Genomic DNA, 13,186 nt, shown 5'->3' on the forward strand with positions numbered 1-13,186 from the left:
TCAGTTGGCCCCCGAGAATTCCTTGCGCCGGCTGACGATCCAGCGGGCAAGCGCGTTGACGGCGAAGGTCACGACGAACAGGATGAGACCCGTCGCGATCAGCACGTTGATGTTGGTGCCGAAGGCCTCAGGGAACTTCAGCGCGATGTTTGCGGCGATCGTCAGCGGGTTGGTCGAGGTCAGCACCTGCCACGAGACGATGTTCGTCGCAGAGAGCACCATCGCGACGGCCATCGTCTCGCCGAGCGCGCGGCCGAGACCGAGCATGGATGCTGAGACGATACCGCTGCGACCGAACGGCAGCACCGCCATCCGGATCATCTCCCAGCGGGTCGATCCGAGCGCGAGCGCCGCCTCTTCGTGCAGCACCGGGGTCTGCAGGAAGATCTCCCGGCAGATGGCGGTGATGATCGGTATGACCATGACGGCGAGCACCATGCCGGCGGTGAGGATCGTGCGGCCGGTGCTCGATGCCTCACCGGAGAACAGCGGGAACCAGCCCATGTTGACCGTCAGCCACTCGTACAGGGGCTGAACGGCCGGGGCCAGCACCATGATGCCCCAAAGGCCGAAGACCACCGAGGGCACCGCGGCCAGCAGATCGACGACGTAGCCGAGCGCCGCAGCAAGCCGGCGAGGGGCGTAGTGCGAGATGAAGAGGGCGACGCCGATCGAGATGGGCACGGCCATCAGCAGCGCCAGGATCGCCGCGTACACGGTGCCGAAGAGCAGCGGCCAGACGTAGTCCCAGAAGTTCGTCGTCAGGAGCGAGGCGTCCTCGCTCGTGGCCGTCAGCGCCGGGATCGACTGGACGAGGAGGAACACCGCGACCGCGGCGAGCGTCACCAGGATCATCGATCCGGCGAAGAGAGCGGCTCCGGAGAACCAGCGGTCTCCCGGCCGGACCTTGGCCTTGGGCTTCGCCGGGGCGGGCGCCGGAGGCGGAGCCGGGGCTTCAGTGGTCGTCATGCGCGGGGCATTCCTCACTCGGAGTGGATCCGGCCCCGGACTCCCTGCGGGAGACCGGGGCCGGGAAGGGCTACTGGATCAGCGCGATCGCCGCGTCGACCTGCTCGCGAACCGTGTCGGAGATCGGTGCGCTGCCGGCCGCTGCGGCAGCCTCGTCCTGACCCTCGGGGCTGGCGACGTAGCTCAGGAAGCCCTTGACGAGCTCCGCGATCGCGGCGTCCTCGTACTGCTCGCAGGCGATCATGTAGCTCACGAGGACGATGGGGTACACGCCCGCTTCCTGCGTGGTGCGATCGATCGCGATGGCGAGGTCTCCCTCGGTGCGGCCCTCTTCGAGTGGGGAGGCGTCGATGATGGCCGCTGCCGCCTCGGGGGAGTACTCCACGAACTCCTCGCCGACCTGCACGGCGACCGTGCCCAGCTCACCGGCGCGGGAGGCGTCGGCGTAGGTGATCGTGCCCTGGCCGCCCTCCACCGCCGAGATGACACCAGACGTTCCCTGCGCGGCCTCGCCGGTCTGGAGCGGCCACACACCATCGGGCTCGCTGGTCCAGACGTCCGGCGCCGTGGCGAAGAGGTAGTCGGTGAAGTTCTCCGTGGTGCCCGAGTCGTCGGAGCGGTGCACCGGGGTGACGGCCAGATCCGGCAGGGTCGCGTCGGCGTTGAGCGCCGCGATGGCCGGGTCGTTCCAGTTGGTGATCGTGCCGGCGAAGAGGCCCGCGATCGTGGCGGCGTCGAGGTTCAGCGTCTCGACGCCCTCGATGTTGAAGACGACCGCGATCGGCGAGACGTACGTCGGCAACTCGATGATCGGCGAGTCGGCGGCGCAGGCGTCGAAGGGCCCCGCCTCGATCTCCTCGAGGTCGAACGCGCGGTCGGAGCCGGCGAAATTCACGGCGCCGGCCTGGAAGGACTCGCGGCCCGTGCCGGAACCGGCGGGGTCGTAGTCGATCGTGACGTCGGGGTTGGCCGTCTGGAAGCCGGCGCTCCACGCCTGGACCGCCACCTCCTGGGCCGACGAACCGGAGCCGACGAGGTTGCCGGACAGGCTGCTTTCCTCGCTGGGAGCGTCGGTGCCGCTGGCGGTGCCGCCTTCGTTCGCGGCGCATGCGGTGAGGGCGAGGGCTGCCACGGCGCCGATGGCGCCGATGCGGGCAATGCGAGAGAGCTTCACTGTGTGAATCCTTCGGGTGTCAGGGACGGCCCCGCTGCAGGGCCCGCTCTGAAGGTAGAAGCGGATTCTTAAGAGAGTGCGCGCTGACGGTGAACGGAAGGTGAACTGGGTACGTCCGCCCGACACCGGCGTCTACTCTGCAAGGGCGTGCGCCTACTCCGCCGTCGCTTCCGGCTACTCGCGCGGTTCGTGCGTCTCGATCGCCACGATGCCCGAACCGGGGTTCGTCGCCGACAGGTGCACCACCGAGAAGGCTCCGGTCTCCAGCGCCGCCGCGCTCCCGAGGTACGACCCTCGCAGGGTCCCGGTGGCAAGGGCGATCTCGTTGATGATGTCCGGGAGCACCGGTCCGTGGCTGCACAGCACCGCCGCCTTGCGCGAGCGCACCCGTTTGCCGATCACCCCGCGCACGTCGGATTCGCCCTCCTCCCAGGCGTCCTGGCTGATGGCCGGGGTCCGCTCGACCGAGCGACCGAGTGCCACCGCGAGGGGTGTCACGGTCGTGACGCAGCGCACCGCCGGGCTCGAGATGATCTTCCGGACGCCGAAGGCCCTGAGCGGTCCGACGATCACCCCCGCCTGCTTGGCGCCGCGCGCGGTCAGCGGCCTCGCGGCATCCGGTCCCTTCCAGTCCCCGCGTGCGACCGCCTTGCCGTGTCGGAGAGCGATGATCGGGAAGGTCTGCAGCACGCCGTCGTCGACGAACCGGAGGAAGTTCTCCAGGATCTCGACGTCGACGGGGTAGCTCAGGTACGCGAGCGCCCGCTTCGGCGTGACCCACTCCAGCGCGGCGATCTCCTTGTTCGGCACGAACGCCGAGGCGCGGATGGCGTCATCGGTCGCCTCGGCTGCCCAGTAGTGCACGATCTTCTGACGCTTGCTGGGCATGCGATAGTGCGAGACGCCGACGGGGATGCCGAGACGCACGCGGATGCCGGTCTCCTCGAAGACCTCGCGCACGGCCGTCTCGGCCAGCGTCTCGCCGGGGTCGACCTTGCCCTTGGGGAGGGTGACATCGGCATACGTCGTCCGGTGGATCACGAGCACCATCAGCCTGCCCTCGATGAGGCGCCAGATCACAGCACCCGCGGCGTAGACCGCGGTCTCGCTCATCGGGCGACTCGGGTCCGTCGTCGGCGGATGACCCGCGCCATGTTGCGCTCCTGGAGGTCGGCGAGGTGCGCGCCGTCCGGGCCCTCGCTGTGCCGCACCCACTCGCCGTCCGGCTCCAGCCACCACGACGCGGTGGCGTCATCCATCGCCTGATCGAAGAGATCCTCGATCTGGGTGAGGTGGGCCGGCGAGACGACGCGCACGAGCGCCTCCACCCGGCGGTCGAGGTTGCGGTGCATCATGTCGGCGCTGCCGATGTAGACCTGGGGGTCGCCGTCGTTGGCGAACATGAAGATCCGCGAGTGCTCGAGATACCGGCCCAGGATGCTGCGGACACGGATGTTCTCGCTCATCCCCTCCACGCCCGCCTTGAGGCTGCAGATCCCTCGTACCCACACATCGATCGGCACGCCCGCCTGGCTCGCCCGGTACAGGGCGTCGATGATCTGCTCGTCGACCATGGAGTTCACCTTGATGCGGATGCCTGACGGCTTGCCGGCGAGCGCGTTGCGGCGCTCCTTGTCGATGAGGCGGAGCAATCCCTTGCGCAGGTGCAGCGGGGCGACGAGCAGGCGCTTGAACTTCTTCTCGATGGCGTAGCCGCTCAGCTCGTTGAACAGCCGGGTCAGGTCCTTGCCGACCTGCGGGTCGATCGTGAAGAGGCCGAGATCCTCGTAGAGCCGGCTGGTCTTCGGATTGTAGTTTCCGGTGCCGATGTGGCTGTAGCTGCGCAGCATCCCGTTCTCTTCGCGGATGACGAGCGCGAGCTTGCAGTGGGTCTTCAGCCCCACGAGCCCGTACACGACGTGCACGCCGGCCTTCTCGAGCTTTCGGGCCCAGGAGATGTTCGCCTGTTCGTCGAAACGGGCCTTGATCTCCACCAGGGCGAGCACCTGCTTGCCCGCTTCGGCCGCATCGATGAGCGCCTCGACGATGGGCGAATCGCCGCTCGTGCGGTACAGAGTCTGCTTGATGGCCAGCACATGGGGGTCGGCCGCCGCCTGCTCGAGGAAGGCCTGCACGGAGGTCGTGAACGACTCGTACGGGTGGTGCACCAGCACGTCTTCCTTGCGGATGGCGGCGAAGATGTCGGCGCGCCCGTTCTGCTCGGCCGGCTGGAAGGCCATCGCCGTCGTCGGTACGCGCGGCGGGTAGCGCAGCTCCGGTCGATCGAGCTTGGCCATGTCGAAGAGGCCCCGCAGATCGAGCGGACCGGGGAGGCGGTAGACCTCCTGCTCGGTGATGTCGAGCTCGCGGATCAGCAGCCCGAGCGTGAGGTCGTCCATGTCGTCGGTGATCTCGAGCCGGATGGGCGGACCGAACCGGCGGCGCAGGAGCTCCGCCTCGAGCGCCTGGATCAGGTTCTCGGTCTCGTCCTCCTCGATCACCACGTCTTCGTTGCGCGTGAGGCGGAAGGTGTGGTGATCGAGCACCTCCATGCCGGGGAACAGGTCGCCCAGGTTGTTGGAGATCAGATCCTCCAGCGGCAGGTACTTCGTGTCGCTGTTCTCCGACGGGACCTCGACGAAGCGCGGCATCATCGGAGGCACCTTGACGCGGGCGAACTCTTCGCGGCCGGTCTTGGCGTTGCGGATGCGGACGCTGAGATTGAGGCTGAGCCCGGAGATGTAGGGGAAGGGATGCGCGGGGTCGACCGCCAGCGGCATCAGCACGGGGAACACCTGCTGCTGGAAGTACTCGTACAGCCCGGCGCGCTCGTCATCATCCAGCGCGGACCAGGTCGTGACGCTGATGCCGACGCTCTCGAGGGCGGGTTTGACGGCTCGCGTCCACACGTCGGCGTGCCGCAGCTGCAGGGTGTGGGCGGCCGCAGAGATGTCGGCGAGCGCCTCCGCCGGCTGCCGGCCGACGTTCGTCGGCACCGCGAGCCCGGTGACGATGCGGCGTTTGAGGCCTGCCACCCGGACCATGAAGAACTCGTCGAGGTTGCTGGCGAAGATCGCGAGGAAGTTCGCCCGCTCGAGCAGGGGGAGGGTGTCGTCTTCGGCCAGCTCGAGCACCCGCTGGTTGAAGGCGAGCCAGCTCAGCTCCCTGTCGAGATAGCGGTTGTCGGGCAGCAGCTCGTCGAACGCCTCGAAGGCTTCGTCGAAGTCATCGTCGGAGTCACCGAGGCCGGCATCGAGGATCGCGTGATCGATCATGTCTTCATCATTGCAGGGCGACGTGTCGCTGGTGTGAACTCCGCAGAAGGTCGACTTACGCCGAGCCCCGCCACACGATCTCCGAAGGCAGCAGAACGTCGCGGGAGGCCGGCTCTCCGCGCAGCTGCCGCAGCACCAGCATGGCGGCCTCCCGCCCGAGCCCTTCGGCCGGCTGATGCACCGTCGACAGGGGCGGAACCGTCCTCCTCGCCCACTCGCTGTCATCGAAGCCGACCACTCCGACATCCTCGGGCACCCGCCTGTGGGCGCTCCGCAGCGCATCCATCGCGCCGGCCGCGACGGCATCGGACGCTGCGAACACGCCGTCCAGATCCGGCGCCCGCTCCAGCAGCCGCCGCATCCCCTCCCGGCCCGCCGAGTACGAGTAGAGCGAGACCGGCTCCACGAGGGCGTCGTCGTATGCGGCCCCGAGCGCGTCGGCGAATCCCGCCAGACGGTCCGCGCCGGAATCGCGGTCGAGTGCTGCGGCGATCATGCCGATGCGCCGGCGCCCGGTGGCGGCGAGTCGTTCGGTGATCGCGCGCGCGGAGCCGCGGTTGTCGATGACGACGAACGCGGCCGAGGCGGCCCCCGGGGGATGGCCGACGAAGGCGGCGGGAAGGCGGAGTCGCTCCAGCACCCGGCCGATGGGATCGTACGCACGTGCCGAAACCACGATCGCCCCGTCGACGGCGCCTCCGGAGAGGTAGCGGGCGACGCGATCCGTATCCCGATCCGTATCGATGATGAGCACCGCCATCTGCAGGTCGGCGTCGGAGAGCGCGGTGTTGGCCCCCAGCAGGATGCGGCCGATGTTGGGGTCCTCGACGAACAGAGAATGCGGTTCGTGCACGATGAACGCGACGGTCTCCGTCCGCTGCATCACGAGGTGTCGAGCGGCGGTGTTGGGAACGTAGCCCACTTCGGCGATGGCGGCCTCGATGGCCGCGCGGGCAGAGGCCGACACGTACGGTTCGCCGTTCACGAAGCGGCTGACGGTGCCGCGTGAGACGCCGGCGACGCGCGCGACGTCGTGCACGGTGGCACGGCGGGGGCGGTCGGAAGCGGTCGACACGCGACCACTGTATCGCCCGGTCGCTTGACAGACCGGATTGGCGGGTGCGAGGCTGTGCACGTTCACAGAAGCTCGAGGGCGAGTCTTTGCTCGCGAGGCTGTGCACGTGCACACACACGCCGCCGACGTCGCTCAGGAGATCCGTGAACCCGCACCTCGCCTCGCCCGAGCCGCGCATCGCCAAGCCCCGGTACGTGCACCGCGGCATCGACTTCGGATGCGACTACAACCCCGAGCAGTGGGACGCCGCCGTCTGGCGCGAGGACGTCGCGCTGATGCGGGAGGTAGGGGTCGGGCTGGTCGCGGTCAACATCTTCGGCTGGTCGGATCTGCAGGGCCCCGACGGTGCCATCGACTTCTCGCGGCTCGACGAGATCATCGCGCTGCTGCATGGGGCCGGCATCCGGGTGAACCTGGGCACGGGCACATCGTCACCGCCGCCCTGGCTCACCGCGCGGCATCCGGAGATCCTTCCGATGGTAGAGGACGGGACCACGCGCTACCCCGGCGGCCGTCAGGCGTGGTGCCCGAGCTCTCCGGTGTTCCGGCAGCACGCGCTGGCCCTCGTGGAGGCGGTTGCAGAACGCTACGGCCGCCACCCGGCCGTCGCTCTCTGGCACGTCTCCAACGAGCTCGGCTGCCACAACGCGCACTGCTTCTGCGACGTGAGTGCCGGGGCTTTCCGGATCTGGCTGCAGAAGCGCTACGGGTCGATCGAGTCCCTCAACCGCGCATGGGGCACGAGCTTCTGGAGTCAGCGGTACACCGACTGGGACGAGATCGGCACGCCGCGCCTCACGCTCTCGTCGCGCAATCCGAGCCAGATGCTCGACTTCTCGCGCTTCAGCTCCGACGAGCTGCTCGACTACTATCGCGCGGAGGCCGCCGTGCTCCGCCGACACAGCGATGTGCCGGTCACCACGAACTTCATGGTGACGGCGCACATCCGCGACCTGGACTACTGGTCGTGGGCGGAAGAGATGGATGTCATCGCCAACGACCACTATCTCGACAACCGCCTCGCCGACCCGGCCGCCGAGCTCGCCTTCGCGGCCGATCTGACGCGGGGGCTCTCCGGGGGTTCCCCGTGGATGCTGATGGAGCACTCGACCGGCGCCGTCAACTGGCAGCCGCACAACCTGGCGAAGGCGCCGGGGCAGATGACGCGCGATTCCCTCCGGCATGTGGCGCGCGGCGCCGATTCGGTGTGCTTCTTCCAGTGGCGCGCCTCACTGCAGGGCTCCGAGAAATACCACTCGGCGCTTCTGCCGCACGCCGGCACCGACTCCGCGCTGTGGCGGGAGGCGCTCGAGCTCGGAGCGCTGCTGGAGCGCATGGGAGAGGTCGCCGGCACCCGCGTCGCCGCCGACGTGGCCCTCCTGTTCAGTTGGGAGGCGTGGTGGGCCGGCGACGCAGAGAACCGCCCGAGCGAGTCCGTCTCGTACCTCGACCAGGTCTGGGCCCTGCACCGCGCGCTTCGCGAGTCCGGCGCCACCGTAGACGTCGTCCGCCCGGGCGCAGACCTCTCGGGCTATCGCCTCATCGTGGTTCCGGGCCTGCATCTCGTGCGCGACGAGGATGCGGCGACACTCGACGCCGCCGCTGCCGGGGGAGCGCATGTGCTCGTGACCTTCTACAGCGGCATCGTCGACGAGAACGACAGGGTGCGCGCGGGTGGCTACCCGGGTGCGTGGCGTGAACTGCTCGGCATCCGGGTCGAGGAATTCGCCCCCGTCCTGCCGGGCGAACCGGTGCTGCTGGAATCCGGTACGGTCGCCTCCCTCTGGACCGAGCGCCTCGTCGCGAGCGACGCCGAGGTGCTCGACCGCTTCGTGGGCGGCCCAGCGGGAGGCCTCCCCGCCCTCACGCGCCGCCGGGGGGCGGACGGTGCCGGCGATGCCTGGTATCTCGCAACGCTTCCGGATGCCGCCGGGCTCGCCCGCATCGTCGATCGCGTGTTGAGCGGATCCGATGCGCAGCGCGAGGCCGGCGCCCGCGCCGGCCTGGACATCGTCCGGCGTGTCGGCGACGGCCGCAGCTATCGGTTCCTCATCAACCACGGCACGGAGGACGTGCTGCTCAACGCCCGGGGCCTCGACCTCGTCACAGGCGAAGCCGCCACCGGAACCGTTCGCGTGCCAGCGGGAGCGGTGCGCGTGATCAGAGAGGATGTCGCGCCATGACGGCCCAGATCGTCACAGAGACGCTCGTCACAGGAGGCAGGCGACGCGGCCCCGACCGCCGTCGAGGCCGCCTGCAGCACAAGGGAGCCATCATCGCCTTCGTGGCGCCGTTCGGCATCCTGTTCATCCTCTTCTATCTCGTGCCCATCGCCGTCGCGATCTGGCAGTCGCTGCTCGTCGTCGAGCGGGAGGGAACGTTCGGTGAGGCCAAGGAGGTCTTCGGAGGCCTGCAGCAGTACGCCCTCGTGTTCCAGAACGGCCCGTTCTGGACGTCGGTCGGCCGGGTGCTGCTCTTCGGCATCGTGCAGGTGCCCGTCATGCTCGGGCTGGCGCTGCTCTTCGCGCTGCTGCTCGATTCCCCGCTGCTGCGGGGCCGGCGCTTCTTCCGTCTCGCGTTCTTCGTTCCCTACGCCGTGCCCGGCGTCATCGCGGCGATCATGTGGGGGTTCCTCTACTCGCCGAACCTCTCGCCCTTCACGGTGCTGACCGAGCGCATCGACTTCCTCTCCGCCGACATCGTGCTGTGGGCCATCGCGAACGTCGTCACGTGGGTCTTCGTCGGCTACAACATGCTGATCATCTACTCCTCGCTGCTGGCGATCCCGACCGATATCTACGAGGCCGCCCGGCTCGACGGCGCGGGGCAGATGCGCATCGCATGGTCGATCAAGATCCCGATGGTCCGCCCGTCGCTCGTGCTCACGGCGATCCTTTCGATCATCGGCACGCTGCAGCTGCTCGCCGAGCCGCAGGTGTTCCGCTCGTTCAGCTCCGCGGTGACCAGCACCTACACCCCGAACATGACGATCTACGCCACGTCGGCCGTGCCGAACGTGAGCCTCGCCGCCGCGTTCTCCGTGGTGCTGGCGCTCGCGACCTTCGCGCTGTCGTTCACGTTCCTGCGCATCACCCGACGGAAGGAAGAGTCATGAGCCGTGTGATCGACGCGGATGCCGCGGCGCTCCGCTCCTCCGCCGGCGGCAAGGGCACGCGCACCAAGCCGCAGGAGAGCCTGATCTCTCGCGGGGTCGCCATGATCATCATGCTGACGTTCACGGTCTACTTCCTGATCCCGATCTGGTGGCTGCTGGTCGCATCGACCAAGAGCCGGGGTCAGCTGTTCACCACCAACCCCCTGTGGTTCGCCGACATGGCGTTCTGGAACAACCTGGTGGCGCTGATCGGCTACGACAACGGCATCTACGTGCGCTGGATGGTCAACAGCGTGCTCTACGCCGGTGTCGGCGCCTTCGTCGCGACACTGCTGGCGGGCATGTGCGGCTATGCCCTCGCGAAGTACCGTTTCCGCGGACGGGAGCTGCTGTTCAACGTCGTGCTCGGTGGGGTGCTCGTCCCCGCGACGGCCCTCGCGCTGCCGCTGTTCCTGCTCTTCAGCCAGGTGCAGCTGACCAACACGTTCTGGGCCGTCTTCCTGCCGAGCATCGTCAGCCCCTTCGGGGTCTACCTGGCACGGGTCTTCGCCGAGGCCAGCGTTCCGGAGGAACTGCTGGAGGCGAGCCGCCTGGATGGAGCGGGCGAGCTGCGGACGTTCTTCACGGTATCGATCCGGCTGATGCTGCCGGCACTCGTCACGATCTTCCTGTTCCAGTTCGTCGGCATCTGGAACAACTTCTTCCTGCCGCTGATCATGCTGCGCAGCGAAGAGCTCTTCCCCGTCACCTTCGGGCTCTATGCCTGGAACTCCACGATCAACCAGTTCCCCGAGCTGCGCAGTTTCGTGCTGATCGGCGCGCTGCTGTCGATCATCCCGCTCATCATCACGTTCCTCCTGCTTCAGCGGTACTGGCGCACGGGCCTCGGCACCGGCGCGCTGAAGTGACAGACCCCGGCCGGATCCGACCGGCCGGCCCTCGAAAATCCACCACTGAGAAATCCACCACCCCAGAAAGAGAGACCATGCGTCACATGAAGCGAGCAGCAGCAGCGGCGGTGATCACCTCCGTCGCCCTTGCGATGGCCGGTTGCTCCGCAGGAAGCGGCGACGGCGGCGGCACTGATGCCGGCGCGTGCGAGCCTTCCGAAGGGAAGGTCAACCTGTCCTTCACATCGTGGATCCCCGGCATCGAAGAGGCTGTTGCGATGTGGAACGATGCCAACCCCGACATCCAGGTCGAGGTGCAGACCGGTCCGTCCGGCAACGCCGGCACATACCAGAACTTCTTCAACCAGCTGAAGGCGGGCAACGCCCCCGACCTGGGCCAGATCGAGTACGACGCGCTCCCGAACTTCCGCGTGCAGGACGGCCTCGCCGACCTGGGCGCATGCGAGGAGATCGTTGCGGGCAAGGACGATTTCGTCGACTGGACATGGGGCCAGGTCACCCTGGGCACCGAGTCAGAGGTCTACGGAGTTCCTCAGGACTCCGGCCCGATGGCGCTCTTCTACCGCTCCGACCTGTTCGAGCAGAACGGCATCGCCGTTCCGACCACCTGGGAGGAGTACAAGGCGGCCGCGGAGAAGATCCGCGCGCTGGGCGGCTACATCACCAATTTCTCGCAGACCGACATCAACCAGTTCGCCGGCTTCGTCTGGCAGGCCGGCGGTGAGTGGTTCGCCAACGACGGCGACGAGTGGACGGTGGAGATGACGGACGATACCTCGAAGCAGGTCGCCGACTACTGGCAGGACCTGATCGCCAACGACCTCGTCTCGACCTACCCCGCGTGGACCGACGAATGGAACAACGCGTACAACTCCGGCGAGGTGTGGTCGTGGAACTCGGCCGTATGGGGTGCCAACTCCATCGCCAGTGGGGCTCCCGACACCGCAGGCAACTGGTCCGTGGCAAAGGCGCCGCAGTGGAACGCGGGCGAGTCCGCCGCCGGAAACTGGGGCGGATCCTCGATCGCCGTCTTCAAGGGAACCGAGCACCTCTATGAGGCCGCGAAGTTCGCGCTCTGGCTCAACACATCTGAGGAGTCGCTGACCTCTCTGAACGAGACGGCGGCGATCTACCCGGCGACGAAGGCGGGTCTGGAGCTTCCCGCGCTCTCCGAGGGCGTTCCGTTCTACGGCGACCAGCCGATCTACGACGTCTTCGCCGAGGCTGCCGGTGAGGTCGACCCCGACTTCGTGTGGGGTCCGACCATGACGCAGACGTACGCGGACGTCTCGGACGGATTCAAGGCCGCCGTCAGTGGCAGTGGAACCCTTGCGGATGCCCTCGCCACCGGGCAGGATGCCACGATCGCGGCGATGGAGGCCCAGTCCATCCCCGTCGCCGACTAGTCCACGGATCCGTGCCGCGGGCGTCGGTCTCAGACCGATGTCCGCGGCACCACCGTGTCCGCGGTCGCACGCGAGGCGGGCTCAGCTCTTGCGGGGAGCCGGAACCGCGTCGTCCTCGTAGACGTTGAAGCGGTAGCCGACGTTGCGCACCGTGCCGATCAGCTGCTCGAGGTCGCCGAGCTTGGCGCGGAGGCGGCGCACGTGCACGTCCACGGTGCGCGTGCCGCCGAAGTAGTCGTAGCCCCACACCTCGCTCAGCAGCTGCTCGCGCGTGAACACCCGTGAGGGGTGCGTGGCGAAGAAGTGCAGGAGCTGGAACTCCTTGTAGGTCAGATCCAGCGGCTTGCCGTGCACCTTGGCGGAGTAAGAGGATTCGTCGATCGTGATTCCGGAGGTCTGGATGCGCGTCGAGACCTGCTCCTGCGTCATCCGCCCCATCGCCAGGCGGACGCGTGCATCGACCTCTGCGGGACCCGCGGTGAAGAGGATGACGTCATCGACGCCCCAGTCGGTGGACACGGCGGTCAGCCCGCCCTCTGTCACCACGAGCAGCAGCGGGGCATCGAGCCCCGTGGTGTTCAGGATCTTGCAGAGGGATTTGGCCCCGACGAGGTCCACGCGCGCATCGACGAAGATGACGTCGGCGCTCGGTGCGTTGACCAGCTGGGCCGGCTCCGCGGGGATCTGGCGCACTCGGTGGCTCAGCAGTTCGAGCGAAGGCAGGACAGCACCCCCGCCCTGGGCGGAACTCAATACGAGAAGCTGAGCCAACGCGTTCCTTTCGGGCGGGCGGTTCCGCGCCGTGGTTCCAATGATAGGCCGTGCCCCATCATGGCCGATTCTTGTGCGTCCCGAGGCATCCTGCGACAGAATGAGGGCATGACGACACCGGAGCTCGCGCCCCGCAGCATGTTCGGCGGGGTCGTCGCGGTGTGGGTCACCGGCGGCCTCGTCGCCATCGCCATCGGACTCTTCGTTCCCCCCGATTGGCGCGCCGCATGGCTGACCGTCGGGCTCGGGGCGTGCCTGCTCCTCGCCTTCGCCGTGCAGCTCTTCACCGGCCGGTCCAAGGGGTTCATCGACCGCGTCGCGGCGAGCGTCCTGGGCGCCCTCGTGGTGATGGGCGTCATCTCCGCGGGGCTCGGACTCGCGGCGATCATTCCGGGATAAAGTGAAGTCATGGATCTCGTCGCGCTCGAACTGTTCTACGTCGGACTGCTCGGCCTGGCATCGCTGGCGATCGCGTTCGTCTCGGGCGTCG

Annotated in this window: 11 protein-coding genes; 5 read left to right on the plus strand and 6 right to left on the minus strand. The window is 68.0% G+C overall.

The features are described 5' to 3' along the window. From pstC to ACLQ2Q_RS12810, 5 genes are all read right to left on the minus strand, one after another. Positions 1–969, minus strand: coding sequence for a phosphate ABC transporter permease subunit PstC (gene pstC, locus ACLQ2Q_RS12790; protein WP_425820839.1), 969 nt, complete (start codon positions 967–969; stop codon positions 1–3). Between the two features lie 70 nt (positions 970–1,039). Further along, positions 1,040–2,143: a phosphate ABC transporter substrate-binding protein PstS gene (gene pstS, locus ACLQ2Q_RS12795; RefSeq protein WP_425820840.1), complete on the minus strand. Its 1,104-nt coding sequence runs from the start codon at positions 2,141–2,143 to the stop codon at positions 1,040–1,042. Between the two features lie 174 nt (positions 2,144–2,317). After that, positions 2,318–3,256, minus strand: coding sequence for an NUDIX hydrolase (locus ACLQ2Q_RS12800; protein WP_425820841.1), 939 nt, complete (start codon positions 3,254–3,256; stop codon positions 2,318–2,320). Continuing rightward, complete coding sequence (locus tag ACLQ2Q_RS12805; RefSeq protein ID WP_425820842.1) at positions 3,253–5,418, minus strand: RNA degradosome polyphosphate kinase; 2,166 nt, start codon at positions 5,416–5,418, stop codon at positions 3,253–3,255. The genes ACLQ2Q_RS12800 and ACLQ2Q_RS12805 overlap by 4 nt, the downstream gene beginning before the upstream one ends. Positions 5,419–5,473: 55 nt before the next feature. Next, on the minus strand, positions 5,474–6,493 hold the full coding sequence (locus ACLQ2Q_RS12810; protein ID WP_425820843.1) for a LacI family DNA-binding transcriptional regulator: 1,020 nt from the start codon (positions 6,491–6,493) through the stop codon (positions 5,474–5,476). Between the two features lie 143 nt (positions 6,494–6,636). On the opposite strand from ACLQ2Q_RS12810, the gene ACLQ2Q_RS12815 reads away from it, so the two are divergent. The 4 genes from ACLQ2Q_RS12815 (at position 6,637) to ACLQ2Q_RS12830 (ending at position 11,925) form a co-directional block, all read left to right on the plus strand. Beyond that, complete coding sequence (locus ACLQ2Q_RS12815) at positions 6,637–8,676, plus strand: beta-galactosidase (RefSeq protein ID WP_425820844.1); 2,040 nt, start codon at positions 6,637–6,639, stop codon at positions 8,674–8,676. Then, complete coding sequence (locus tag ACLQ2Q_RS12820; RefSeq protein ID WP_425820845.1) at positions 8,673–9,608, plus strand: carbohydrate ABC transporter permease; 936 nt, start codon at positions 8,673–8,675, stop codon at positions 9,606–9,608. The genes ACLQ2Q_RS12815 and ACLQ2Q_RS12820 overlap by 4 nt, the downstream gene beginning before the upstream one ends. Before the next feature lie 101 nt (positions 9,609–9,709). Next, positions 9,710–10,516 (plus strand): carbohydrate ABC transporter permease, encoded by an 807-nt coding sequence (locus ACLQ2Q_RS12825; RefSeq protein ID WP_425821068.1) that lies wholly within the window; start codon positions 9,710–9,712, stop codon positions 10,514–10,516. A 77-nt stretch (positions 10,517–10,593) separates the two neighbouring features. After that, positions 10,594–11,925 (plus strand): ABC transporter substrate-binding protein, encoded by a 1,332-nt coding sequence (locus ACLQ2Q_RS12830; protein WP_425820846.1) that lies wholly within the window; start codon positions 10,594–10,596, stop codon positions 11,923–11,925. An 81-nt stretch (positions 11,926–12,006) separates the two neighbouring features. Here ACLQ2Q_RS12830 and ACLQ2Q_RS12835 read toward each other — a convergent pair whose 3' ends face one another. Then, on the minus strand, positions 12,007–12,696 hold the full coding sequence (locus ACLQ2Q_RS12835) for a winged helix-turn-helix domain-containing protein (RefSeq protein WP_425820847.1): 690 nt from the start codon (positions 12,694–12,696) through the stop codon (positions 12,007–12,009). Between the two features lie 108 nt (positions 12,697–12,804). On the opposite strand from ACLQ2Q_RS12835, the gene ACLQ2Q_RS12840 reads away from it, so the two are divergent. After that, positions 12,805–13,095 carry a hypothetical protein gene (locus ACLQ2Q_RS12840; protein WP_425820848.1) on the plus strand — a complete coding sequence of 97 codons (291 nt, stop codon included), beginning with the start codon at positions 12,805–12,807 and terminating at the stop codon, positions 13,093–13,095. The last annotated feature ends 91 nt before the right edge of the window (positions 13,096–13,186 follow it).

This window comes from Microbacterium sp. DT81.1 (assembly GCF_049844955.1).
Classification (GTDB): domain Bacteria; phylum Actinomycetota; class Actinomycetes; order Actinomycetales; family Microbacteriaceae; genus Microbacterium.

Excerpts from the sequence above, each read along its gene's own strand:
- ACLQ2Q_RS12830 (WP_425820846.1), top strand. The coding sequence starts at position 10,594 with ATGCGTCACATGAAGCGAGCAGCAGCAGCGGCGGTGATCACCTCCGTC.
- pstC (WP_425820839.1), bottom strand. The coding sequence starts at position 969 with ATGACGACCACTGAAGCCCCGGCTCCGCCTCCGGCGCCCGCCCCGGCG.
- ACLQ2Q_RS12805 (WP_425820842.1), bottom strand. The coding sequence starts at position 5,418 with ATGATCGATCACGCGATCCTCGATGCCGGCCTCGGTGACTCCGACGAT.
- ACLQ2Q_RS12825 (WP_425821068.1), top strand. The coding sequence starts at position 9,710 with ATGATCATCATGCTGACGTTCACGGTCTACTTCCTGATCCCGATCTGG.
- ACLQ2Q_RS12840 (WP_425820848.1), top strand. The coding sequence starts at position 12,805 with ATGACGACACCGGAGCTCGCGCCCCGCAGCATGTTCGGCGGGGTCGTC.
- ACLQ2Q_RS12800 (WP_425820841.1), bottom strand. The coding sequence starts at position 3,256 with ATGAGCGAGACCGCGGTCTACGCCGCGGGTGCTGTGATCTGGCGCCTC.
- ACLQ2Q_RS12820 (WP_425820845.1), top strand. The coding sequence starts at position 8,673 with ATGACGGCCCAGATCGTCACAGAGACGCTCGTCACAGGAGGCAGGCGA.